Source organism: Sphaerisporangium siamense (assembly GCF_014205275.1).
Lineage (GTDB): Bacteria > Actinomycetota > Actinomycetes > Streptosporangiales > Streptosporangiaceae > Sphaerisporangium > Sphaerisporangium siamense.
The window spans coordinates 1,492,619-1,514,166 of record NZ_JACHND010000001.1 but is presented as its reverse complement, the minus strand read 5'-3'; the positions used below and the strand labels follow the sequence as shown (position 1 = coordinate 1,514,166).

Here is a 21,548-nt window from a genome sequence, read left to right as displayed (position 1 = left end):
GCCGTTCCCTCGTCGGGCCGGATGGTTCGGGCCGGTGGTCTGGGTTCAGGCGGTGGAGCCGCCGTCGATGACCAGGTCGGTGCCGACCGCGAAGCCGGCGCCGTCGGACGCGAGCCAGAGGACGCCGGAGGTGATCTCGTCCAGCTTTCCGACCCGGCCGATGGGGAGTTCGCGCTTGAGGCGCTCGGCGCGGTCGTTCTCGGTCTCGCCGGGGCGCATGGACATCGACGTGTCGTGCGGGCCGGGGCTCACCGCGTTGACGCGGATGCCGTGCCGGGCGTACTCCTTGGCCGCCGTGCGGGTGAGGGCGGTGACGGCGGCCTTGGACGCGGCGTACGCGCCGAGGCCGGGGATCCGGATGTGCGTCCCGACCTGGGACGACACGTTGATGATCACACCGGATCCCGTGCGGAGCATGGCGGCGATCTCGTGCTTCATGGACAGCATGACGCCGGTGACGTTGGTGTCGAGCGTCCGCGCCCAGTCGTCCTCGTCGATGTCGGCGACGTCGGCCTTGAACAGGACGCCCGCGTTGTTGACGGCGATGTCGAGCCTGCCGTACCGCCGGACGATCTCGTCGACGAGCTCGCGGACCTCTTGTGAGCGGGTGACGTCGGCGGTGAGGGCGGCGCCGTGGCCGCCGTCGGCCTCGATGAGCTCGACGGTGTGGTCCAGGGGCTCACGGCGGCGGCCGGTGACGACGACCTGGGCGCCTTCCCTGGCGAAACCGAGGGCGACCGCGCGGCCGATGCCGGATCCGGCGCCGGTGATCAGAACCACCTTGTCGTGAAATCTCATGATCTCTCCACTTCAATATCTTGACCGTTCGTTCCATAATGTGGGTACGCGTCGGCGTGCGCCCTGGGCGGGATCAGTCCAGCAGCGACAGTGCCTGCGCGGCCGCGTCGCGCAGGCGCGCGGGGTCGGGCGAGGCCTTGCCCACAAGGCGCAGGCCCTGCATGAACACCAGCAGGAACCGCGCCAGCGCCACGGGATCCTTGCCCTCGGGCAGCTCGCCGAGCGCGCGGGCGCGGATCAGCGCCGAGGTCAGCGCGGTCTCGATCGCCGTCCAGTTGCCCTCGACGAAGCGCGAGACCTCGGCGTCGCCGGGGAGCATCTCGGCCGCCGCGTTGACCACCAGGCAGCCGAGCCCCGCCCGCTCACCGCACGACTCCTCGGCGTACATCCGGACCAGGGCGCGTACGGCGGGCAGCGGGGAGCCGGGCTGGGAGACCAGCTCGATCGGGGAGGGGTTGCGCGTCCGGATGTAGCGCCGCAGGGCCCTCATGTAGAGCTCGTGCTTGCCGCCGAAGGTCGCGTACAGGCTCGCCCGGCCGACGCCCAGCCGTTCCACCAGGTCGGCCATGGACGTCGCCTCGTAGCCCCGCTCCCAGAACAGCTCCAGGGCGGCCTGGAGTGCGGTGTCCGGATCGAACTCCTTCGTGCGCGCCATGCCGTCACCTTACCAGAACGATCGTTCCGGAAATAGGTCCGGGTACGGCCGGCCCCGTCCGCCGTACCCGGACCGGTCTCTCACTCCCAGCGGAACGCGCGGACGCCGAGCGCGGTGGCGCCGACCGCCCACACCGCGAGGACGACGAGGTGGAGCGCGTCGGGCGTGGTGCCCGCCCAGGCGTCCCGCATGGCCTGCCCGAAGGCGCCCGTGGGAGTGAAGTCGCCGATCTTCCGCAGGATGTCCGGCATCAGCTCGCGCGGCACCCACATGCCGGCCAGGAACAGCAGGGGGAACGTCACCACCGACCCGATGCCGCCGGCCGCGCGGCTGCTGGGGACGACCGCCGCCAGGCACAGGCCGAGCCCGAACAGCCCGCACAGGCCCAGCAGGAACGTCAGCGCGAACAGGGGGAACTGGCCGGGCGGACGCGTGCCGAACACCAGCGCGCCCGCCACGATCATCAGCAGCACGGCGACGATCGACGTCGCCAGGTTCAGCAGGAGCTGGGTCAGCAGGAGCGACCGGGGCGCGACGGGCGTGACGGACATCCGGCGCAGCACGCCGCGCTCCCGGTACACCGCGAGCGCCGCCGGGATGGCGGAGAACGCGGAGATCATGACGGAGAGCACGATCATCATGACCGGCAGGTGGGTGTCCACGACGCGCTCGCCGCCGAGGTTCGGGTCCGGATCGCGGAAACCGGGGATCGCGCTGCCGAGGATCAGTAGCAGCCCCACGGGCAGCGCCAGCGTGAAGAAGGTCGTGAGAGGTTCTCGCAGGTAGAGCTTGGTCTCGGTCCACAGGAGCGTGCGCAGGGCGCTGCGCCGCGCCGAAGAGACCGCGGGGGTCATAGAGGTGGTGCCCGGCATGAGGGGGTCTCCTAGGATTCGTCGGTGGCCGTGCGGCCGGTGATGGCGAGGAACGCGTCGTCGAGCGTCGCCCGCTCCACGTGCAGCCCCACGGGGACGATGCGCCGGTCCGCCAGCGCGGTCGTGACGGCCAGCAGCACGCCCTCGCCGCCGGTCACCGTGACGCTCTCGCCGTCGCGGACCACCCGTGACACCTCGCCGACCGACCGCAGCGCCTCGTCGGCGCCCGGGGGGCAGCGGAAAGTGACGCGCTGCCCGCCGTCCAGCCGCCCGATCAGCCCCGCGGGCGTGTCGAGGGCGGCGACGCGGCCCCCGTCGATCACGGCGAGCCGGTCGCAGAGCCGCTCGGCCTCCTCCATGAAGTGCGTGACCAGGACGATCGTGACCCCGCGCGCCTTGACCTGCTCGATCAGCTCCCAGGTCTCCCGGCGCGCGTGCGGGTCGAGGCCGGTGGTCAGCTCGTCCAGGATTGCGACGCGGGGCGCCCCTACCAGCGCCAGCGCGATCGACAGCCGCTGCCGCTGCCCGCCGGACAGCTTGGCGAACGCCGTGTCCCGCTTGGCGCCGAGGCCGACCTCGTCCAGCAGTTCCTCCCACGGCGCCGGGCGCTCGTAGAACGACGCGTACAGCCGCAGCGCCTCGTGCACCCTGAGCTTGTCGGGCAGGGTGCAGTCCTGGAGTTGCACGCCGACCCTGCGCCGCAGCTCGGCGCGGTCGCGGCGGGGGTCGAGGCCGGTGACGCGGAGCGTGCCGCCGTCGGGGACGCGCAGGCCTGACAGGCATTCGACCGTCGTCGTCTTGCCCGCGCCGTTCCTCCCGACCACGCCGAAGATCTCACCCTCCTCCACCGCGAAGGACACGTCCTCGACGGCCACCTGCGATCCGTACTGTTTGCGCAGGTTGGTGATCTCGATGATTGCCATGCGTTCGACCGTAGGAATCGCGGCGTGTGTTCGGAATGCACCTGGAGTCCGAACGGGGGTGTACCTAGGTACACCTTCGTCGGGCATCCAGCGCCACTACGAAGTACGGCGCAGGTCAAGCAGACTGGGCTCATGATTCTGCGCACGCTGACCGGCGTCACCAAAGGGCTCGCCCTGTTCGCGCTGGCCCTGTGGCACCTGTGGACGCTCGCCGTCGCGGTCGTGGCCTTCACGCTGACCTTCGGCCTCGGCATGGTGTTCGTGTTCCCGGCGAGCGTGCGCATGGTCCGCGGGCGCACGGCCGAGGCGCGTAAGATCGCCGCCGCGTGGTCCGGAGTGGAGATCGCCGCACCGTACCGCCCGGTGCCGCCGCCTCCCGTGCCCCAGGCGGACGGCTGGTACCGCGAGGGGCGGCAGCTCTACCGCACGTCCATGGTCCCCCACTTCAACCGGACGCTGGACTGGATGATCAAGGACCCGGCGACCTGGCGCGACTTCACCTGGCTGGTGGCCGAGCCGGTGGTGGGCGGCCTCATCGCCCTCTCGCCGCTGCTCCTTGCCGGGTACGGGGTGCTTCTCGCATGGGCCTGGCAGCCGCTCCAGGTGCTGGCCGGGCTGGTCCTCGTGGTCGCCGGCGTGCTGGTGGCCCCTCGGGTGCCCTGGCTGCACGGACGGTGGACGCGGTCGCTGCTGGCCCCCACGCGCAGGTCCCTGCTCGCCAACGAGGTCCGCCACCTCACCGAGACCCGCACCCAGGCCGTCGACGCGCAGGCCGCCGAGCTGCGGCGCATCGAACGCGACCTGCACGACGGCGCCCAGGCCCGGCTGGTGGCGATCGGCATGATGCTCGGCGCGGCCGAGGAGATCGTGGAGTCCGACCCGCAGGCGGCCAAGGCGCTGATCGTGAAGGTGCGGGAGGCGTCGGCCTCGTCGCTGGTCGAGCTGCGCCGGCTCGTCCGCGGCATCCACCCGCCGGTCCTCGCCGAGCGCGGCCTCGGCGACGCGATACGCGCCCTCGCGCTGGACAGCCCGCTGAAGGCGGAGGTGAGCGTGGACCTCCCGGCCCGCGCCGAGGCGCCGGTCGAGTCGGCGGCGTACTTCGTGGTCAGCGAGCTGCTGGCCAACGCGGGCCGGCACTCGGGCGCCGGCGCGGTGACGATCGACGTCAGCCACCGGGGTCCCGCCCTGCGCCTCACCGTCACCGACGACGGCCACGGCGGGGCGGATCCGTCCCGGGGCAGCGGCCTTAGCGGCATCGAGCGCAGGCTGGCCGCCTTCGACGGCGTCCTCGCGCTGAACAGCCCGGCCGGCGGCCCCACCACCGCGGTCGTGGAGATCCCCCGGGCGTTCCCGGGCGTGGCCAGGGAGAGCACGGTCCCGCGGTGGAAGATCCGGCTGATGTCGGTCTGCTACGGACTGTTCTGGCTCCCCCTGTTCCCGCAGGGCCTCGTCACCATGGGCTTCAAGATCTTCGGAGCCGAGGACCGAAGCTGGTTCCTCGCGCTCTACCTGCCCGAGCCCCTCCAGTGGCCCACCACCGTCGCGATGGTCGCCCTGGGCGGTGGCATGCTTCTGTACGGCGCGTCCGTGTCGCGCCAGATCAAGGACGCCGAGGGAGGGGGGTGCGGGTGAGGGTCGTCCTGGCCGAGGACCTCTACCTGCTCAGGGACGGCCTGGTGCGGCTGCTCCAGGCCCACGGCTTCGAGATCGTGGCGGCGGTGGAGTCCGGGCCCGAGCTGCTGAAGGCCCTGCTCGACGCGCGGCCCGACGTGGCGGTCGTGGACGTCCGCCTGCCGCCCACCTTCACCGACGAGGGCCTGCAGGCGGCGCTCGCGGCCCGGCGTTCCATCCCCGGCCTGCCGGTGCTCGTCCTGTCCCAGCACGTGGAGCAGTTGTACGCCCGCGAGCTGCTCGCCGACGGCAGCGGGGGCGTCGGTTACCTGCTCAAGGACCGGGTGTTCAACGCCGGCCAGTTCGTTGACGCCGTGCGCAGGGTCGCCTCCGGCGGCACGGCGATGGACCCGGACGTGATCGCCAGACTGCTGGCCAGCAACGCCGGCAACGAGCCGCTCGGGCGGCTCAGCCCGCGCGAGCGCGAGGTGCTCGAACTCATGGCGGAGGGCCGCTCCAATGCCGCGATCGCGCAGCGGCTGTTCCTCAGCGAGAGCGCCGTGTCCAAGCACACCGCGAACATCTTCGCCAAGCTGGACCTGGCGGCCTCCGACGACGACAACCGCAGGGTGCTGGCCGTGCTCGCCTACCTCAACGGCACCCGGGGCTGACCGCGCCCCCGGGAAATGTCACCCCCAGACGCTACCGTTCTAAGACGGACGTTTCGAAGGGGATGGATCACGGTGAAGTTCCAGGTGACCCGCGATGTCCTGGCCGACGCGGTGGCTTGGACGGCCCGCACGCTGCCGGGCCGTCCCGCCGTGCCCGCGCTGTCCGGCATCCTGCTCGACGCGCTGGACGGCGGTCTCACGCTGTCGGCGTTCGACTACGACGTCTCCGCGCGCGCCTCGATCGAGGCGGACGTCGCCGAGCCCGGCACGACGCTGATCCCGGGCCGGGTGCTCGCCGAGATCACCAAGAGCCTGCCCGACCAGCCGGTGCAGATCGCCACCTCGGGCTCCGAGGTCGTGCTGACCTGCGGCGGCGCCGAGTTCGGGCTGCTCACGATGCCCGTCGAGGACTTTCCCACGCTGCCCGCGATGCCACAGAAGGCGGGCGCGGTCGGCGGCGGGGTCTTCGCCGCCGCGGTCGGCCAGGTCGCCGTGGCCGCCAGCCGTGACGCCTCGCTTCCCGTGCTCACCGGTGTGCGGGTCGACATCGAGGGGGACGTCGTCTCGCTGGCCGCCACCGACCGCTACCGCATCGCCGCCCGCGAGTTCCTGTGGAACTCCGCACGGCCGGAGCAGCGGGCCGCGGTCATCGTGCCCGCCAAGGTGATGGTCGAGGTCGGCCGCACGTTGCGCGCCGGCGAGGTGTCCATCGGCCTCGGCGAGGGCATCGCCGGGTTCGAGTGCGCCGACCGGGTCACCACGGTCCGCCTGCTGGACGACCAGTTCAAGGACTACCGCTCGCGCCTCACCGACGACTGGTCGATCAGGGCGAGCGTCACGGTCGCGCCGTTCGTCGAGGCCGTCAAGCGCGTGGCGCTGGTCGCCGAGCACAACAGCGCGATCCGGCTGTCGTTCACGCAGGGGCAGGTGCTGATCCAGGCGGGCGGCGGCGAGATCGGCCGCGGCGCGGAGGCGGTGGCGGCGGAGCTCGACGGCGAGGACATCCAGATCGCCTTCCAGCCGCACTACCTGCTCGACGGGCTCGCGGGCGTGGAGACCGAGAGCGCCCGCGTCCACCTGGCCTCGTCGACCAGGCCGGTGCTGATCACCGACGACGCGGACGACCCCGCGTTCCGTTATCTGGTGATGTCTCTGCGGCTGGGCTGAGGCCGCACGGCGTCAGCCCAGGTCAGTCGAGCAGTTCCGAAGTATCGCTGAGCGCGATCGCGATGTGCTCCATGCAGGCGTGGCCGGCGCGCTCTGCGGCCGCCGCGTCGCCCGCGGCGATGGCCCGCGCGATGGCGTCGTGGGGGATGTGGCCGTTCTCCAGCGGAGCGCCCGCCGCGGCGATGCTCGCGCGCAGGGCCGCGGAGAAGTCCTTGTACAGCTCGATCAGCACGCGGTTGTGCGTCGCCTCCACCACCGCGACGTGGAAGGCGAGGTCGGCCTCGACGAAGGCGTTGACCTCGGCCTCGGCCCATGCCTGCTCCCTGCGGAGCAGGGCGGCCTCGATCAGCTCGATGTCGCCCTTGGTCCGCCGGACGGCCGCGAGCTTGGCGGCCTCCACCTCCAGGGCGCGGCGCACCTCAAGGATCTCAAGGTGCTCGGCCGCCCGCAGCCGCCGCGCCATCGCTCCCGACAGCTCGCTGGTGGCGCGGACGTAGGTGCCGTCACCCTGCCGGCACTCCAGCAGGCCGGCGTGCGTGAGGGCGCGAACGGCCTCACGCACGGTGTTGCGGCCTACTCCGAGCTGCTCGGCGAGCACCGTCTCCGTCGGGATCTTGGCGTGCAGGTGCCAGGATCCCGAGGTGATCTGATCCTTCAGCTGCTCGATCACCTGGTCGACGAGCGAAGCCCGCTGCGCCGTACGCAGACTCACAGTCAGCCTCCTCCGGGAAACCAATCATCCGACGAGTCGGTGATTGGTTGAACTTGACTAACCCGGAGTCTACCTGTCGAACCGCCGGACCGGGCGGGGGAGGGTCACCGTGCGAAGACCGCGGACGTCACGGCACCGGCCACGGTCGACCGCACGCCGACCGCTTCCAGCGCCTTACGATACGCGGCCGTCTGCTGGGGGCGCCTGCCCGCCCGTCCCCAGAGATCGCCGAGCTCCCGCCAGACCGCCGCGATCTGCCGCCCGGTGAACGCCCCGATCTGCGGAGCCTCCTCCAGCAGCTCGCCCGCGCGTTCCAGAGTCGCCTCCAGAGCGCCGTCGGACCGTGCCAAAGCGACATCGGCCAGCACCAGGTGCGCCAGGGCCGCAATCGTGCACGGTTCCTCGGCGAGCCGGGTCAGCGCCTGCCTGGCGAGGTCCTCCGCGTGGCCGGTGTCGCCGGACCTGAGCCGCAGGCGAGCCAGGACGACCAGGCTGCGCGCGTGCTCCGCCGACTCGTCCGGCACCATGCCGAACACCTCGCCGGCCCGTGCGACCAGCTCGTCGACGCGACGGGAGTCGCTGACGGCCTTGACGGCGCCGATCTCGGCCCAGCGCATGGCGACCCTCGCCATCTGGAGCGCGACCCGCGCCGGCCGGCCGGCCGACAGGGCGTCGTCGGCGAAGTGCACCGCGAGCGCGGAGTCCTCGCCTTCCGCCGCCGAGATGCTGGCCTGCCACAGCGACAGAATCTCGGTGGTGCGGTCCTCGGGCACGGGCACGCCGGTCGAGGCGAGCACCTGTTCGACGTACGGCAGACCGATCTCGGCCTCGGCGAGCGCCGCGGCGAGCTCGACGGCGACCTCACCGTGGAACAGTGACAGTTCCATAACCTGTGCCAGCGCCTCGGCGCCGAGGTCACGTGCCCGCATGAGATCGCCGGCCTTTTGGTAACACCGGCATAGCGCCACGGTAAGAGGAACGTCCGCCAAACGCTCCGGATGCGCCGCGGCTTCGCGGCGCAGGCGCTCGTACGCCTCCACCGCGCGGCCGATCTTGCCCTGGGCCTCCAGGGCACGCGCCCGCCCGAGCCGGGCGTGCGCGGCGAGGAGCGCGTTGTCCTCACCTGCGGCCTTGACGATGTCGCCGAACCGGTCGGCGGCCAGGGCCGGATCTCCGTGGTAAAGCTCCAGCTCGGCGTGGCGAAGGCCGAGCTCGGTGTCGATCCGCTGGCGCGGCTCTATGCCGTGCAGCAGGAACTCGGTGGTGCAGCCCAGGCGCTCCGCGAGCAGACGGGCCACCACCGGCGTAGGCGTACGCTTGCCGGACTCGATGAGAGAGACATAACTGTCGGATAGGTCGGGTCCCGCCAACTGGGCCTGAGACATTCGCCTGCTCAGCCGCAGTCCGCGGACGCGATCACCGATGGTTCCCTGACTCGGCATGTGATCTCTTAGGGCGGGGATATGGTCAATGGTTCCGCCATGATGGCACGAAGGAGCCGAATCGGGTATACCCACGTCAAGAATCCCGAGGGCGAAGTTGTCTCACGCCTCGGGATTCAGGACGAAAGTGGACTAATCATCGTCGTCAGAACCGGGAAACAGCATCTGACAGACCTCCAGGTACAAGGTCTCGGGATACGGAATGAAGGGGACGGTCGACAGGGCCTGATCTTGACCCGCCGACTCCAGGACGAACTCGCCGTATCCGAGCATGCGTCCCAGCAGGGAGCGCTGGAAGCTCATGTCCGTGACCTTGCCCAGAGGCATCATGTCGACGCGACGGGTTATGAGCCCTCTTGTCAACAGCATGCGTTTGGACGTCACCACGAAGTAGTCAACCGACCACTCTGCCACTTTCCATACGAAGCGGACCAATAAGAGCAGCCACGCCCACCAGACGATGACGAGCGCCTGGGAGCCCTGGTTCTCTCCGAGCCACTTGCTCAGCAGCCCCGCGAGGACCAGGCCGCCGAAGACCTCGGCGACCGGCCGCAACAGGACGGCCGGATGGCGCCGCACCATGATGACTTGGTGTTCTTGGGGGAGAAGGTAACGGTTGACCGACGACGGAGCAGAGTCTCCGTGGGTCACCAGCCTCATGTCAGCCTCATGTCAGCTTCGTGAAGAATAGCGCCAGCGAATCCGCGGCATTCACCACAGTGTCCATTGCTCCCTTGACCGCGCTTGCCGCGTCAGCCGGTCTGGTGAACAGGTAGAAAGCCACAAACGCGATGGCTGCGTACGTTAGAACCTTCTTGACCTGCACTGCCGCCTCCGATTACCACTCACCCACTGCACCCACCGTATACATTACCCAGCCGTCAGGCTCGGTAAAGCGCATCCGGACCCCTCAGTCTTTAGGGGTCTGGATGTGACCTGCGTCACTCCCGCTCGGTGGCGACCGTCGCCAGCACCTGAAGGTGCTTGCGTGCGATGCGCTCCACGAGACCCGGGTACGCGTAACCAGTGACCTCCATCGCACCGTGGTGAGCCGCTTCGATGCAGCGTGCCACCGTCGCGGCCGGATGAACCCCGGCGAACTCGACCTTAAGCACGGTCTCGACCTGTGTATAGGCGTCAATCTCCGGCCGCTGGTCCATGGGCTCTCCCCAGTGCGCGTCCCGCGGCACCGGGTGCCGGGGAACACAATGACATCGTCATCACCGTGTGTACCCACTGAAACACAGTATGTAACGAGACGTGTGTCAACCAGAGGAAGAAGAAGGAAAAGGATTCGGACGACTCTGATGACCAAGAGGCGTCGCGAGGCTCGAACGCCCCAAGAGAGTCAGACGACCCCGTACAGGCGGTCACCGGCGTCCCCGAGCCCCGGGACGATGTAACCGTGCTCGTTCAGCCGCTCGTCCAGAGCGGCCGTCACCACGCGCACCGGGCCGGCCGAGTCGGTGAAGACACCCTCCAGGTAGGCCAGCCCCTCCGGCGCCGCCAGCAGGCAGATGGCCGTGACGTCCTCGGCGCCCCGCTCGAACAGCAGCCGGATCGCCGCGGCCAGCGTGCCGCCGGTCGCGAGCATCGGGTCCAGCACGAAGCACTGGCGGCCGGACAGATCCTCCGGCAGGCGGGTCGCGTAGGTCTCCGCCTTGAGGGTGCCCTCGTCGCGGACCATGCCGAGGAAACCCACCTCGGCCGTCGGCAGCAGGCGGGTCATGCCGTCCAGCATGCCGAGGCCCGCCCGCAGGATCGGCACCACCAGGGGCGCCGGGCGCGTCAGCCGCACGCCGTGCGCGGGCGCCACGGGCGTGGTGACCGTCACGTCGGTGACCCTCACGTCGCGCGTCGCCTCGTAGGCGAGCAGCGTGACCAGCTCGTCGGCGAGACGGCGGAACGTCGGGGAGTCCGTGCGCTCGTCGCGAAGCGCGGTGAGCTTGTGCGCGACGAGCGGGTGGTCGACGACGAGGGTCTTCATGCTGGCCAACGGTAGCCGCTGGGGCCGGCTGAACGGTACGAGCCGGTCGGAAACGGTTATCTCCCGACGGGGAGGCCGCGGTCACCCGTTTTTGATCACAATTTGCCCGACGGGCGTACGGGGGCCCAACGATTCTGGGAGCATTGCCAACCGTACGAACCGCGTCGGTGGGGTGAAGATGACAGACGTAGACGCTCTTGACTTCGCCATCGTGGTCTACCGCGAGGACGACCGCTGGGAAGCCGAGATGTTGCCCGTGGGTCTGACGGCCGACCTGCACGGCCTGATCCACGCCCTTCGCCAGCAGCCGAGCATGGGTGCCACGATTGGCCTGGTCGCCGTTGGGGATGACTTCTTCGTGGCATTAAGGGTGTTCGGCGAGCGCGTCGACGTCTTCCTCTCCGATATCACCGCGGCGTGGGACTGGCCCCTGGCCCAGCAGGTGCTCGAGTTCCTCGACGTCCCCGTCCCGGAGGAGGAGGAACTCGACATGGTCCTCCCTGCGGGAGACCTGTCGATCTTCGCCGACCTCGGGCTCGACGAGATGGAGCTCGGCGCCCTCTCCGGGGACCTCGAACTGCTGCCTGATGAGGTGCTGTCCAGCATCGCCGCCCGGCTCGGGTTCTCCCAGCCGTTTGAACGTGCCGTCGACTCAGCCATCGGCTGACCTCGGGAGCCCCGATCATGCCGCCGAGACCGTCCCGTAGCTCCTTGTTCGCCGCGGCCTTCGTCCGCATGTCCGACGGCTGGAACGGCGCCGAGGTGGACCTGGCGAACGTCGAGATCGCCGACGACCTCGGCGACGCCGTGCAGGACGCCCTCGGGCTGCAGGGCGACGAGCTCACCCTGCTCTGCGTCGAGGTCGAGGACGAATGGTTCGCCCTGGTCCGCTACCAGGACGAGGGCGAGCCGCGCGCCTTCCTCTCCGACGCGCACGCCGCCGCGGGGGACGCGCTCGGAGAGCTGTTCAACGAGCTGGCGGGTGTCGTGGTGCCGGACAAGGACGCCGACGTCGGGGTCCGCCCGGCGGGCGACTTCGAGCTGCTGCGCGACCTCGGCGTCAGCGCCGAGGAACTGCTGGAGCTGAGCATGGAGGAAGGGGTGCTCCCGGCGGACACCCTCTCGGTGATCGCCGAGAAGCTCTCGTTCGCCGACGAGTTCGACCGGCTGCGCTAGGCCGCGCCCGTCCTTCCCCGCGTCTGTCGGTCCCGCGCCCGTCAGGGCGGACAATCGTTGCTGTGAGCCTGCCATCCTTCGAGGAGCCGATGCGGCTCGCGCTGGACGAGGCCGTGCGTGCCGGGCGCCGCGGCGAGGTGCCCGTCGGCGCCGTCGTCCTCGGCCCGGACGGCGCCGTGCTGGCCGCCGCGGGCAACGAGCGCGAGTCCGCCGCCGACCCCACCGCCCACGCCGAGATCATCGCGCTGCGCGGGGCCGCGCGGGCGCTCGGGCGGTGGCGGCTGTCCGGGTGCACGCTGGTGGTCACGCTGGAGCCGTGCACGATGTGCGCGGGCGCGGCCGTCCTCGCCCGCGTGGCCAGGATCGTCTACGGCGCCGTGGACGAGAAGGCGGGCGCCGCCGGCTCGCTGTGGGACGTCGTACGGGACCGGCGGCTCAACCACCGCCCCGAGGTGCTCCTCGGAGTGCTCGCCGAGGACTGCTCGGCCGTCCTGGCGGAGTTCTTCGCCGATCGACGCCGATGAACACCTCATTACGCCGCATAACGGGCGGCTGCCTCGCGCGAGCAGTGCCCCGGATCCGGTAGGCTGCTCGGCGGTGGAGTCGCCTAGTGGCCGAGGGCGCACGCCTCGAAAGCGTGTGATGGGGCAACTCATCCGTGGGTTCAAATCCCACCTCCACCGCCATCGGACAAGGCCTTCGACCCCGTCGTGACGGGGTCGGGGCCTTTGTCATGTCCGGGCCGAGTGTCCTGGGCCTGGTCAGATGTCGTAGAAGGGCTGGGCGTACTCGAATCCGCCGCGGATCTTCGGGGTGTACGTGGTCAGCGGGCGGCGTCCACGAGCCCGACCTCGACGGGCGGGGCCTCGGTGGCGAACGTGGTGGTCAGCACGTCCCGGATGCCGGGGATGTCGGTGGGTGGTTCCCGGCGTATCAGCATCCGCCCAGGCTGCTCGGCCCCGGCGACGGGGTCAACCGGTTATCGGCCGTCCAGGGTGGGCTCGTTGATCTCCAGGTCGTTGATCAGGCGCAGGGCCGCGCCGAGGGCGTGACCGACCAGGCCCACCGCCCCGGCCGTGCCCGCTCCGTCCGCCGCGTCGGCCTCGTCCGCGTGGCGCCCCGGCTCGCCGGGCACCTCGCCGTACTCGACGTGGAACGTGGATCCCTCGGCCCGCGCCGCCGCGCCGACGAGCGCGGCCACGGCGTGCGCCTTGGACGGCGGGACGGCCAGCGTGAGCGGCACCCGTACGGCGCGGTCGAGCCGTACGCCGTCCTCCGGGCCGCGGAAGAGCAGGGCGTGCAGGACGTCCTTGGCCTCGCGCAGCAGCGCCTCGGCCTCGGGTGAGCGGTGCGCGGGAGAGATCAGGGCGCCGCCCCGGGGCGGCGGGCCGAGAAGGTAGCCCTCGGCCTCCAGGACCTCGCGGCGCAGGGACCGGTAGCGGGCGGTGAACCCGGGCAGGGAGGTGGCGTCGAGGCCGAGCCGGCGGATCCGCGCCGGACGGTCGCCCTCGGCCTCCGGAGACGTGACCGGGTCGAGAGACTCCCCGTTCCAGGGGGCGCACCCGTGTGCCTCAGGGAGAGGCGTGGCGGCGTGCGCGTCCGCCTCGGGGCCTCGGGGAACCTGCCGGGGGATGGCGTAGGAGACCTCCTCCGACGGCAGGACGAACGCCATCAGCTGGTCGACCAGCCAGTCGGTGGGTTGCTCGCGGAGACGGCGCCGCACCCGTTCGCGCAGCTCTCCCGCGAGTTCTTCCCGGAGCTGGGCAACGATCTGAGTGACATCTCGCATTGGATAACCGCCCCGACGCCTGCGTTCCTGCGGCCAGTGGCCGTGTCGCCCCTGCGACGGTCGCAGCTTAGGAAGCCGGGAGGCGGCGGATGACGAGTACGGGAAGTGTTTTACCTAAGAGAGCGGCGGTTCGGCCTCACGGCCCGCCAGGACGTCGCCGGCGGCGGCGAGGGAGTCGACCTCAAGGACGCGGGCGTGCAGGACCGACCGCTGGTGGAGCGCGGCCCGGAGCGCGCGGTGCAGCCCGTCTTCGAGGTAGTACTCGCCCCGCCACTGCACGACGTGAGGGAAGAGGTCACCGTAGAACGTGGAGTCCTTGGCGAGCAGGGAGTGCAGGTCCAGCACCGCCTTCGTGGTGATCAGGGAGTCGAGCCTGACCTGCCGGGGCGGGATGCGCGCCCATTCGCGATGGGACAGACCATGCTCCGGGTACGGACGTCTGTCACCGACTGACTTGAAGATCACCCTATTGAGTTTAAGAGAGTTTTCATGCTCCGCCTGCTTCGGTGTCTGGTGTTGAGGTGGGGAACCACTCAGATGCCGCCGGAGAAGGTGTCGCACGCGCCCGGATCGCCCGACTTGTAGCCGGTGCCGAACCACTTCATACGCTGGTCCGCCGTGCCGTGGGTGAAGCCCTCGGGGTTGACCCGGCCCTGCGCCTTCTCCTGGATCCTGTCGTCGCCGACGGCCGCCGCGGCGTCGAGGGCCTCCTGGATGTCGGTGTCGGTGAAGGGCTTCTCGTAGAAGCCGGTGTCCACGGCGTTCTTCGCCCAGATTCCCGCGTAGCAGTCGGCCTGGAGCTCCAGGCGCACGGAGCCGCTCTCGGGGCCCTGGCGGTCCTCGCCGACGCGCTCCATGGTCCCGAGGAGGTCCTGCACGTGGTGGCCGTACTCGTGGGCGATGACGTACGCCTGGGCGAACGGGCCGCCCTTGGCGCCGAACTTGCTCTGCAGCTCGTCGAAGAAGGTCAGGTCCAGGTACACCCGCTTGTCGGCCGGGCAGTAGAACGGCCCGACCTGCGAGGTGGCCTGCCCGCATCCCGTGCCGACTGCCTGCGAGAACAGCACGGTCTTGGCCGAGGTGTAGGAGGACCTGCCCGCCTGGTCGAACGCGTCCTTCCAGTACGCCTGGATGCTGTTGACCACGCCGACGACCCGGCAGTTCTCCGACTGGTCGGCGTCGGAGCCCTTCCGGCACTCGGAGGTGAGGTCGGAGGCCGGCTGGGCGCCGGTGGAGTCACCGCCGCCGCCGAGGATCTCGCCGGGGTTGACCCCGAACAGCAGGGCGGCCAGCAGGGCGATGACCCCCACCGCGCCGCCGCCGATGGCGAGCCCGCCGCCACGGAGGCCGCCTCCGCCTCCACGGTTCTCGACCTGGGAGGCGTCTAGGTCGACATCGTCCCGGAAGTCCATTGGCCGATCCTTATCTGCGTCCTTGTGCGCGGCTTCGGTCTGAACTGCGGCTGCTACTGCCCTCTAGTGAAACGATCATGCACGGCGCTGGTGAATGGCCAGGTAGAGCCACTTCTACGTGAACTCAACGGTGGGAGAAAGCCGCGCGGCGCCCACGTCCGGCGGCCGCCCGGTTCTCCGTTCGTTCAAGACCGTCACCGCCGCACGCCAACGCTCGGCAGGGATCGGCTCCGCCCGCGCGCGGGCTCCCGGGGCGCGCCCGGCCCGCTGATTAGCGTGACGGGCAAGTGATCATCGGTGGAGGGAGGGCGCGGCCTTGGGTCCTGCCGACGACGTCCCGCCGCCCGCGTACTTCGTCAGAAGCCTGCCGATCATGCCGACGGGCGCGTGGCTGCGGGCCCACGTCGTCTCCCGCGGCCCGTACGCGGCCGGGTTGCTCCTCGCCATGGCCGCCGGGTTCGGCCTGGCCCTCGGCGTCACCCCGTCGTGCCCTCAACCCGTCCCGGCTCCGCACCGGAGCGGCGGGCACGGTGTCCCTCCCTACCCGTCCCTCATCCGTCCGGCGCCGCCGAACATGCTGCGTACGGGGACTCCATGAATCGTATACGAACGTGCATATGCACGTGCATCTGTACGTTCTCCGCGACTGGGAGTAATATGTCGTACCTGAATGACGACCGGCGTGCCCAGAGAGGTGCCGCTCACGTCCGCGGCAGACACGCGGGGCCATCGGCGGATGCATCGGCCGGCCTGCACGAAGAACCGATCACCTGTCCAGGGAGCGCCACATGGTCAGCGAGCACGCCGTCAGCGGGAAGCAGGCCGGGACGGCGCCGACCTGGCCCCGCGGCGGGCCGACGGTCCTGCGCATGGCGCTCGGCCACCATCTGCGGCGGCTCCGCGAGGCCAGGGGCATCACCCGCGACGAGGCCGGCTACGCGATCCGGGGCAGCGAATCCAAGATCAGCCGATTAGAACTCGGCCGGAGCCCCATCAAGACACGGGATCTGGCCGACCTGCTCACGCTCTACGGCATCACCGACGAACGGGAACGCGAGGCCCTGACGGCCATGGCCCGCCAGGCGGGCCTCCCGGGATGGTGGCACGAGTTCGCCGGCCTGTTGCCCGGCTGGTTCGAGCCCTACGTCGGGCTGGAGGAGGCCGCCTCCGTCATCCGCGCCTACGAGGTGCAGTTCATCCCCGGCCTGCTGCAGACCCCTGACTACGCGCGCGCCGTCATCCGCCTGGTCCACGGCGCCGAGCCCCCGGACGACATCGACCGCCGGGTCGGCCTGCGCATGAGGCGCCAGCACAGGCTGCTGCGCGCCGACGGGCTACGGCTGTGGGCGATCGTGGACGAGGCGGCGCTGCGCCGCCCGCTCGGCGGCCCCGGCGTGCAGCGCGCCCAGCTGGAGCACCTCATCACGGCCGCCGCGGCGCCCAACATCTCGCTGCAGGTGCTGCCCTTCGCGGCCGGCGGGCACGCCGCGGCCGGCGGCCCGATCACCATCCTGCGCTTCGCCGAGGCCGCGATCTCGGACGTGGTCTACCTGGAACAGCTCGCCAGCGCCCTGTACCTCGACAAACGGGCCGACGTCGACGACTACACCGCCATCATGAACGAACTCACCGTGCAGGCCGCCCCCATCGGCGAAACCCCCACCCTGATCAAGTCCATCATCGACGACCTCTGACGCCCGCCCCCGGACAGCACGAAGGCCCCGGCTGGATCGGTCCGGGGCCTTCGTGTTTCTGCTGCTCAACCAAGCGCGGAGGATAGGAGATTCGAACTCCTGAGGGGTTGCCCCCAACACGCTTTCCAAGCGTGCGCCCTAGGCCAACTAGGCGAATCCTCCGTCGAGAAGCTTACCGGACTCCGGCGGGGGCGTGGACCACGGTGGACGGCCACGAAACGGTCTCGGTGTGCCGGGAGGACGCTCGATCGGTGTTCTGGGGCCACGAGCACTGCCGGGCGCGGCTAGACTGTCACCGGACCCCTCGCGCGGCGTCATCCTGTGAACCTCCCCAGGGCCGGAAGGCAGCAAGGATAAGCGGGCTCTGGCGGGTGTGCGAGGGGTCTCTTCGCTGGGGCCACCGTCGTCAGGCGGGCGATCCGATCGCCGCGCGTGACGCCTGTGGGCCGCCGGCGCTTCGCACTCCGACCCCCTAGGCGAGGAGACGGCATGAGTCTCGCTCTCTACCGCAAATATCGGCCTGGGACGTTCGCCGAGGTCAAGGGTCAGGAACACGTCACCGAGCCGCTCCGGCAGGCGCTGCGCACCGGGCGCATCAACCACGCCTACCTGTTCAGCGGCCCGCGTGGCTGCGGCAAGACCTCCAGCGCGCGCATTCTCGCCCGCTCGCTGAACTGCGAGAAGGGCCCCACGCCCGACCCTTGTGGCGTCTGCGAGTCCTGCGTGGCGCTCGCGCCCACCGGGCCGGGCCACCTGGACGTCATCGAGATCGACGCCGCCTCGCACGGTGGCGTGGACGACGCCCGCGACCTGCGCGAGCGCGCGTTCTTCGCGCCGGTCGCCGCGCGTTTCAAGATCTACATCATCGACGAGGCGCACATGGTGACCCGCGAGGGTTTCAACGCGCTGCTCAAGCTCGTCGAGGAGCCTCCGCCGCACCTGAAGTTCGTCTTCGCGACCACCGAGCCCGAGAAGGTCATCGGCACCATCAAGTCGCGAACCCACCACTATCCCTTCCGGCTCATGCCGCCGGCGACGCTGCGCCAGCTCATGGAGGAGATCCTCGGCTCGGAGTCCGTGCCGTACGAGCCCGCCGCGCTGCCGCTGGTCGTGCGCGCGGGCGCCGGGTCGGCCCGTGACTCGCTGTCGATCCTCGACCAGCTCCTCGCGGGCGCGGACGACGCCGGGATCACCTACGCCCGCGCCGTCTCGCTCCTGGGGTACACCGACGCCGACCTGCTGGACGAGATCGTCACCGCGTTCGCGCGGCGCGACGGGGCCAAGGTCTTCGCGGCGGTCAACCGGATCATCGAGGGGGGACACGATCCGCGCCGGTTCGCCGCCGACCTCCTTGAGCGCTTCCGCGACCTGGTGGTGATCGCCAACGTCCCCGAGGCGACGTCCAGCGGCCTGCTCGACCATCCGGCCGACGAGCTGGAGCGGCTCGCCGCGCAGGCGGCCTCGATGGGGCCCGCCGAGCTGACCCGGGCGGCCGAGGTGTTCAACGCCGGGCTGACCGAGATGCGCGGCGCGACGTCCCCCAGGCTGCTCCTGGAACTCATGTGCGCCCGCGTGCTGCTCCCCGGCGCCGAGGGGGGCGAGGCGGCGATGATGGCCCGCCTGGAGCGCCTGGAGCGCGGCGGGGTCGTGGCCGCGGCGCCGGCCGCCGTCGCGGCGCCCGCCGAGCCTTCCCCCGCCCCGCGGCCCGCGGCACGGCCGGAGCCCGCCCCGGCGGCCCCGCGTGCGGAGGAGGCGGAACGGGCCGAGCCGCGCCCGCCCGCCGCGCGTCCCGCGGCCGACGACTGGCCCGCCGCGGCGAAGCCGGGGTCGGGCGGGCAGCCACGCCGTCCGGAGCCCGCCTCAGACCCCGCGCCCGCTCCCCGGGTGGCTCCGCAGGGCGGCGCCCTGCAGCACACCTGGCCGCAGGTTCTCGACGTGCTCAGGCGGCGCTCCCCGGCGGTCTGGGCGAACGTGAGCACGCACGCCGAGGTCATCGGCGTCGAGGGGAACATCGTCACCTTGGGCTACAGCCAGGTCGGCGCCATGCGCTATTTCGTCAACGGCACCAAGGACACGGTGGTGGCGGCGGCGATCGCCGAGGTCATGGGCGGCACGTGGAAGGTCGAGGCCGTCGTCGCCGGGTCCTCGGGGCCGTCCGCCGGCGCCGCGCCGGCGCGGCAGGCTCCGCCCGCGGCCCGCCCGGCGCCGTCCCGGCCGGAGAACGCCGCCCCTGCCCCGGCCCCGCAGGCGTCCCCGTCTCCCCAGGCGGCCCCGTCCGCGCAGGCGTCTCCGCCCGCGCGGCGGCAGCCGGCCGCGGGACGGCCCCAGGCCCCGTCGTCGCAGGCCGACGACGACCCCTGGCCGGACGCCCCGCCTCCGGACGACGTCGGCGGCCCTCCCGGCGGCGGGCGCGGCCCGGCGCGCGGCGGGCTCGCGGCGGCGCGCTCGGCGGCGAACGCGGCGGCCCAGGCCGGTCCCCGGCAGGCGGGCGCGACCGGCTGGCCGGACGCGGTGCCCGGCCGTACCGGGGCCGTGGAGGCCGATGAGGTCGACCCGGACAACGACGCGGACGCCGACGCCGACGCGCTGACCGGCATGGCCCTGGTCCAGCGGGAACTGGGCGGCCAGATCATCGGAGAGATCGACCACAGCTAGCGCCCTAGCCGATTCCTTGTCCGGAGCTGGCGATTCCTGACCCGATCCGGCGCGCCGTTGGCACGCGCCTGGACGGAAGCGGAAGGTCCCGCCGTCCGGAGAGAGCCGGCGTTGACCCTGTCCGGGGATGGTCGTGACTCGGACGGAATCGGCGGTGTCCGCGCGTCCCGCGGCGCCCCTCGGCCGATCCGGGGCCGGGGAGCCCTCCCCGGCGCGTGGCCCGTCCGCCGCGCCGCGCCGGGAACGGCGTCCCCACAGGCACACCCGGCCCCGCCGCCACCGCGATGTCCCCGGCCCCGACCTGCGGCGGGCGGCGCGGGCGCGGCGCGCCCCGCGGGGGCGGCGGTCCGAACACCACCGTGCGCCAGTGCAACATGCGTGGCAAACCCCGTAGGCTCGTGCCACACGCGAAGCCATGAGGAGCGCACGATCGTGAATCCAGGGGATGTCAATCTGCAGCAGTTGCTGGAGCAGGCGCAGCTCATGCAGCAGCAGCTCGCGACGGCCCAGCAGGAGCTCAGCGACGCGCAGATCGAGGGGTCCGCAGGAGGCGGCCTCGTCGTCGCGACCGTCAACGGCAGCGGCGAGCTGCTGGAGCTGAAGATCAGTCCCAAGGCCGTCGACGCCGGCGACCCGCAGGACACGGCCGACACGATCGCCGACCTGGTGATCGCCGCGGTGCGCGACGCCGTCCGCGCGGCCAGCGAGCTCCAGCAGGAGAAGCTGGGCCCGCTGGCGCAGGGGCTCGGCGGGGGCGGATTCCAACTGCCAGGGTTCTGACCGTCATGTACGAGGGGGTCGTCCAGAACCTGATCGACGAGCTCGGCCTGCTGCCCGGCGTCGGTCCGAAAAGCGCGCAGCGGATCGCCTTCCACTTGCTGGCCGCGGACCCGGTCGACGTCAAACGCCTGGCGCACGCGCTGCTGGAGGTCAAGGAGAAGGTTCGCTTCTGCCGGGTCTGCGGCAACGTCGCGTCCGAGGAGGAGTGCCGGATCTGCCGGGACGCCCGGCGCGACCCGCACGTCATCTGCGTGGTGGAGGAGCCGAAGGACGTCGTGGCCATCGAGAAGACCCGCGAGTTCCGCGGGCGCTACCACGTTCTCGGCGGGGCGATCAGCCCGATCGAGGGGGTGGGCCCCGACGACCTGCGGATCCGCGAGCTGATGACGCGGCTGGCGGACGGGCAGGTCACCGAGCTGATCCTGGCGACCGACCCGAACCTCGAAGGGGAGGCCACGGCGACCTATCTCGCCCGTCTGGTCAAACCCATGGGTTTGAAAGTCACACGATTGGCCAGCGGACTGCCGGTGGGCGGAGACCTCGAGTACGCCGACGAGGTCACTTTGGGCCGCGCTTTCGAAGGACGGAGGTTGCTGGATGTTTGACGAGTGGAATGCTCTGGCCGACAGCGTCGCGGCGCACACGCAGAACTACCTCGACGGGCTGACGAGGCTCGCCGGCGGTGAGGGGGGTGACGCCATACTCGCGATGCTGCTGGTCGAGGTGTCGCAGGTCAGCCTGGCCGGCGCCCAGCTCGGGGCCGTCCAGGACGTGATCCTGCAGGGCAACGTCGAGCCCGCGACCGGTCCCGACCCCGACCTGGACGGCATGCGCACGGCGCTCGCCACACGCCTCGGCCCCGTGGACGACTACGTCGAGGTCTTCGACCCGTACAAGGACACCGGGGTCACGCACTACCGCCTGTCGGACGACCTCACCGCGGTCGCCGCCGACCTGGTCCACGGCCTCGGCCACTACCGGGCCGGCCGCCCGCTGGAGGCCCTGTGGTGGTGGCAGTACTCCTACTTCAACACCTGGGGCAACCACGCCGGCGCGGCGCTGCGCGCCCTGCAGGCGCTCGTCGCGCACACGCGGCTGGACGTGGTGGAGGAGTCGACGATCGCCTGATCCTCGGGGCGGTCCGCGCGGAGGAGCGGCCGTACGGACGGCGTGAAGTGCCCGGTTGTCCACATAGTGGGTAATT

25 protein-coding genes, 2 tRNA genes and 1 other RNA gene are annotated in these 21,548 nt (G+C 71.2%); 14 read left to right on the top strand and 14 right to left on the bottom strand.

Annotated elements, in window-relative coordinates; genetic code table 11:
- Window positions 1-45: 45 nt before the first annotated feature.
- The 4 genes from BJ982_RS07035 to BJ982_RS07020 all read right to left on the bottom strand — a co-directional run bounded on the left by BJ982_RS07035 (window position 46) and on the right by BJ982_RS07020 (window position 3,248).
- Window positions 46-798, bottom strand: coding sequence for an SDR family NAD(P)-dependent oxidoreductase (locus BJ982_RS07035; RefSeq protein WP_184877669.1), 753 nt, complete (start codon window positions 796-798; stop codon window positions 46-48).
- Between the two features lie 73 nt (window positions 799-871).
- Complete coding sequence (locus BJ982_RS07030; RefSeq protein ID WP_184877667.1) at window positions 872-1,453, bottom strand: TetR/AcrR family transcriptional regulator; 582 nt, start codon at window positions 1,451-1,453, stop codon at window positions 872-874.
- Between the two features lie 80 nt (window positions 1,454-1,533).
- Window positions 1,534-2,325 (bottom strand): ABC transporter permease, encoded by a 792-nt coding sequence (locus tag BJ982_RS07025; RefSeq protein WP_239122964.1) that lies wholly within the window; start codon window positions 2,323-2,325, stop codon window positions 1,534-1,536.
- Window positions 2,326-2,336: 11 nt separating this feature from the next.
- Window positions 2,337-3,248 carry an ABC transporter ATP-binding protein gene (locus tag BJ982_RS07020; RefSeq protein ID WP_184877665.1) on the bottom strand — a complete coding sequence of 304 codons (912 nt, stop codon included), beginning with the start codon at window positions 3,246-3,248 and terminating at the stop codon, window positions 2,337-2,339.
- A gap of 132 nt (window positions 3,249-3,380) precedes the next feature.
- Between BJ982_RS07020 and BJ982_RS07015 the strand changes: the two genes are divergently transcribed.
- From BJ982_RS07015 to dnaN, 3 genes are all read left to right on the top strand, one after another.
- On the top strand, window positions 3,381-4,880 hold the full coding sequence (locus BJ982_RS07015) for a sensor histidine kinase (RefSeq protein WP_184877663.1): 1,500 nt from the start codon (window positions 3,381-3,383) through the stop codon (window positions 4,878-4,880).
- Entirely contained in the window at window positions 4,877-5,530 is a 654-nt protein-coding gene (locus BJ982_RS07010) for a LuxR C-terminal-related transcriptional regulator (RefSeq protein WP_184877661.1), read from the top strand. Before BJ982_RS07015 ends, BJ982_RS07010 begins: the two co-directional genes overlap by 4 nt.
- A 72-nt stretch (window positions 5,531-5,602) precedes the next feature.
- A complete protein-coding gene (gene dnaN, locus BJ982_RS07005) occupies window positions 5,603-6,697 on the top strand; it encodes a DNA polymerase III subunit beta (protein WP_184877659.1) in 1,095 nt (364 codons plus the stop codon).
- A gap of 22 nt (window positions 6,698-6,719) precedes the next feature.
- On the opposite strand, the gene BJ982_RS07000 is transcribed toward dnaN, so the two are convergent.
- From BJ982_RS07000 to upp, 6 genes are all read right to left on the bottom strand, one after another.
- The gene (locus BJ982_RS07000) at window positions 6,720-7,409 is read right to left on the bottom strand and encodes a FadR/GntR family transcriptional regulator (protein ID WP_184877657.1); all 690 of its coding nucleotides are present in this window, start codon (window positions 7,407-7,409) and stop codon (window positions 6,720-6,722) included.
- A gap of 104 nt (window positions 7,410-7,513) precedes the next feature.
- Window positions 7,514-8,851: a helix-turn-helix domain-containing protein gene (locus BJ982_RS06995; RefSeq protein ID WP_184877655.1), complete on the bottom strand. Its 1,338-nt coding sequence runs from the start codon at window positions 8,849-8,851 to the stop codon at window positions 7,514-7,516.
- Between the two features lie 132 nt (window positions 8,852-8,983).
- On the bottom strand, window positions 8,984-9,511 hold the full coding sequence (locus BJ982_RS06990; protein WP_184610312.1) for a PH domain-containing protein: 528 nt from the start codon (window positions 9,509-9,511) through the stop codon (window positions 8,984-8,986).
- 7 nt (window positions 9,512-9,518) lie between these two features.
- Window positions 9,519-9,677, bottom strand: a complete 159-nt coding sequence (locus BJ982_RS06985; RefSeq protein ID WP_184610310.1) for a hypothetical protein — start codon at window positions 9,675-9,677, stop codon at window positions 9,519-9,521.
- Window positions 9,678-9,792: 115 nt separating this feature from the next.
- On the bottom strand, window positions 9,793-10,011 hold the full coding sequence (locus BJ982_RS06980; protein WP_184610308.1) for a three-helix bundle dimerization domain-containing protein: 219 nt from the start codon (window positions 10,009-10,011) through the stop codon (window positions 9,793-9,795).
- Between the two features lie 188 nt (window positions 10,012-10,199).
- Window positions 10,200-10,838, bottom strand: coding sequence for a uracil phosphoribosyltransferase (gene upp / locus BJ982_RS06975; protein WP_184877653.1), 639 nt, complete (start codon window positions 10,836-10,838; stop codon window positions 10,200-10,202).
- Window positions 10,839-11,016: 178 nt separating this feature from the next.
- Between upp and BJ982_RS06970 the strand changes: the two genes are divergently transcribed.
- The 4 genes from BJ982_RS06970 to BJ982_RS06955 all read left to right on the top strand — a co-directional run bounded on the left by BJ982_RS06970 (window position 11,017) and on the right by BJ982_RS06955 (window position 12,700).
- The gene (locus BJ982_RS06970) at window positions 11,017-11,505 is read left to right on the top strand and encodes a tRNA adenosine deaminase-associated protein (RefSeq protein WP_184610303.1); all 489 of its coding nucleotides are present in this window, start codon (window positions 11,017-11,019) and stop codon (window positions 11,503-11,505) included.
- Between the two features lie 17 nt (window positions 11,506-11,522).
- A complete protein-coding gene (locus BJ982_RS06965; RefSeq protein ID WP_184877651.1) occupies window positions 11,523-12,014 on the top strand; it encodes a tRNA adenosine deaminase-associated protein in 492 nt (163 codons plus the stop codon).
- Window positions 12,015-12,103: 89 nt separating this feature from the next.
- Window positions 12,104-12,538, top strand: coding sequence for a tRNA adenosine(34) deaminase TadA (tadA, locus tag BJ982_RS06960; RefSeq protein WP_184888508.1), 435 nt, complete (start codon window positions 12,104-12,106; stop codon window positions 12,536-12,538).
- A gap of 72 nt (window positions 12,539-12,610) precedes the next feature.
- A tRNA-Ser gene (locus BJ982_RS06955) sits at window positions 12,611-12,700 on the top strand.
- Between the two features lie 293 nt (window positions 12,701-12,993).
- On the opposite strand, the gene BJ982_RS06950 is transcribed toward BJ982_RS06955, so the two are convergent.
- The 3 genes from BJ982_RS06950 to ypfJ form a co-directional block, all read right to left on the bottom strand.
- Window positions 12,994-13,803, bottom strand: a complete 810-nt coding sequence (locus BJ982_RS06950; RefSeq protein ID WP_184877649.1) for a hypothetical protein — start codon at window positions 13,801-13,803, stop codon at window positions 12,994-12,996.
- Between the two features lie 114 nt (window positions 13,804-13,917).
- Window positions 13,918-14,268, bottom strand: a complete 351-nt coding sequence (locus tag BJ982_RS06945; protein ID WP_184877647.1) for a type II toxin-antitoxin system VapB family antitoxin — start codon at window positions 14,266-14,268, stop codon at window positions 13,918-13,920.
- Window positions 14,269-14,336: 68 nt separating this feature from the next.
- Window positions 14,337-15,215, bottom strand: coding sequence for a KPN_02809 family neutral zinc metallopeptidase (gene ypfJ / locus BJ982_RS06940; RefSeq protein WP_184877645.1), 879 nt, complete (start codon window positions 15,213-15,215; stop codon window positions 14,337-14,339).
- A gap of 316 nt (window positions 15,216-15,531) precedes the next feature.
- On the opposite strand from ypfJ, the gene BJ982_RS06935 reads away from it, so the two are divergent.
- Window positions 15,532-15,813, top strand: coding sequence for a hypothetical protein (locus tag BJ982_RS06935; protein ID WP_184877644.1), 282 nt, complete (start codon window positions 15,532-15,534; stop codon window positions 15,811-15,813).
- Window positions 15,814-16,003: 190 nt separating this feature from the next.
- Window positions 16,004-16,909, top strand: coding sequence for a Sco1979 family transcriptional regulator (locus tag BJ982_RS06930; protein ID WP_184877642.1), 906 nt, complete (start codon window positions 16,004-16,006; stop codon window positions 16,907-16,909).
- 76 nt (window positions 16,910-16,985) lie between these two features.
- Here the strand turns inward: BJ982_RS06930 and BJ982_RS06925 are convergent.
- Window positions 16,986-17,071: transfer RNA gene (locus BJ982_RS06925), tRNA-Ser, on the bottom strand.
- 133 nt (window positions 17,072-17,204) lie between these two features.
- Here BJ982_RS06925 and ffs point away from each other — a divergent pair.
- From ffs to BJ982_RS06900, 5 genes are all read left to right on the top strand, one after another.
- Window positions 17,205-17,300: signal recognition particle sRNA small type (gene ffs, locus BJ982_RS06920), an RNA gene on the top strand.
- Between the two features lie 98 nt (window positions 17,301-17,398).
- Complete coding sequence (locus BJ982_RS06915) at window positions 17,399-19,564, top strand: DNA polymerase III subunit gamma and tau (RefSeq protein ID WP_184877640.1); 2,166 nt, start codon at window positions 17,399-17,401, stop codon at window positions 19,562-19,564.
- Between the two features lie 432 nt (window positions 19,565-19,996).
- Window positions 19,997-20,344 carry a YbaB/EbfC family nucleoid-associated protein gene (locus BJ982_RS06910; RefSeq protein ID WP_203959057.1) on the top strand — a complete coding sequence of 116 codons (348 nt, stop codon included), beginning with the start codon at window positions 19,997-19,999 and terminating at the stop codon, window positions 20,342-20,344.
- Between the two features lie 5 nt (window positions 20,345-20,349).
- A complete protein-coding gene (recR, locus tag BJ982_RS06905) occupies window positions 20,350-20,949 on the top strand; it encodes a recombination mediator RecR (RefSeq protein ID WP_184610256.1) in 600 nt (199 codons plus the stop codon).
- Window positions 20,942-21,472: a DUF5063 domain-containing protein gene (locus tag BJ982_RS06900; protein WP_184610254.1), complete on the top strand. Its 531-nt coding sequence runs from the start codon at window positions 20,942-20,944 to the stop codon at window positions 21,470-21,472. Before recR ends, BJ982_RS06900 begins: the two co-directional genes overlap by 8 nt.
- Window positions 21,473-21,548 lie beyond the last annotated feature (76 nt).

Coding starts and splice junctions, on each gene's coding strand:
- BJ982_RS07035 (WP_184877669.1), bottom strand. CDS start 798: ATGAGATTTCACGACAAGGTGGTTCTGATCACCGGCGCCGGATCCGGC.
- BJ982_RS07030 (WP_184877667.1), bottom strand. CDS start 1,453: ATGGCGCGCACGAAGGAGTTCGATCCGGACACCGCACTCCAGGCCGCC.
- BJ982_RS07025 (WP_239122964.1), bottom strand. CDS start 2,325: ATGCCGGGCACCACCTCTATGACCCCCGCGGTCTCTTCGGCGCGGCGC.
- BJ982_RS07020 (WP_184877665.1), bottom strand. CDS start 3,248: ATGGCAATCATCGAGATCACCAACCTGCGCAAACAGTACGGATCGCAG.
- BJ982_RS07015 (WP_184877663.1), top strand. CDS start 3,381: ATGATTCTGCGCACGCTGACCGGCGTCACCAAAGGGCTCGCCCTGTTC.
- BJ982_RS06995 (WP_184877655.1), bottom strand. CDS start 8,851: ATGCCGAGTCAGGGAACCATCGGTGATCGCGTCCGCGGACTGCGGCTG.
- BJ982_RS06990 (WP_184610312.1), bottom strand. CDS start 9,511: ATGAGGCTGGTGACCCACGGAGACTCTGCTCCGTCGTCGGTCAACCGT.
- BJ982_RS06980 (WP_184610308.1), bottom strand. CDS start 10,011: ATGGACCAGCGGCCGGAGATTGACGCCTATACACAGGTCGAGACCGTG.
- upp (WP_184877653.1), bottom strand. CDS start 10,838: ATGAAGACCCTCGTCGTCGACCACCCGCTCGTCGCGCACAAGCTCACC.
- BJ982_RS06970 (WP_184610303.1), top strand. CDS start 11,017: ATGACAGACGTAGACGCTCTTGACTTCGCCATCGTGGTCTACCGCGAG.
- BJ982_RS06965 (WP_184877651.1), top strand. CDS start 11,523: ATGCCGCCGAGACCGTCCCGTAGCTCCTTGTTCGCCGCGGCCTTCGTC.
- tadA (WP_184888508.1), top strand. CDS start 12,104: ATGCGGCTCGCGCTGGACGAGGCCGTGCGTGCCGGGCGCCGCGGCGAG.
- BJ982_RS06950 (WP_184877649.1), bottom strand. CDS start 13,803: ATGCGAGATGTCACTCAGATCGTTGCCCAGCTCCGGGAAGAACTCGCG.
- ypfJ (WP_184877645.1), bottom strand. CDS start 15,215: ATGGACTTCCGGGACGATGTCGACCTAGACGCCTCCCAGGTCGAGAAC.
- BJ982_RS06930 (WP_184877642.1), top strand. CDS start 16,004: ATGGTCAGCGAGCACGCCGTCAGCGGGAAGCAGGCCGGGACGGCGCCG.
- BJ982_RS06915 (WP_184877640.1), top strand. CDS start 17,399: ATGAGTCTCGCTCTCTACCGCAAATATCGGCCTGGGACGTTCGCCGAG.
- recR (WP_184610256.1), top strand. CDS start 20,350: ATGTACGAGGGGGTCGTCCAGAACCTGATCGACGAGCTCGGCCTGCTG.
- BJ982_RS06900 (WP_184610254.1), top strand. CDS start 20,942: ATGTTTGACGAGTGGAATGCTCTGGCCGACAGCGTCGCGGCGCACACG.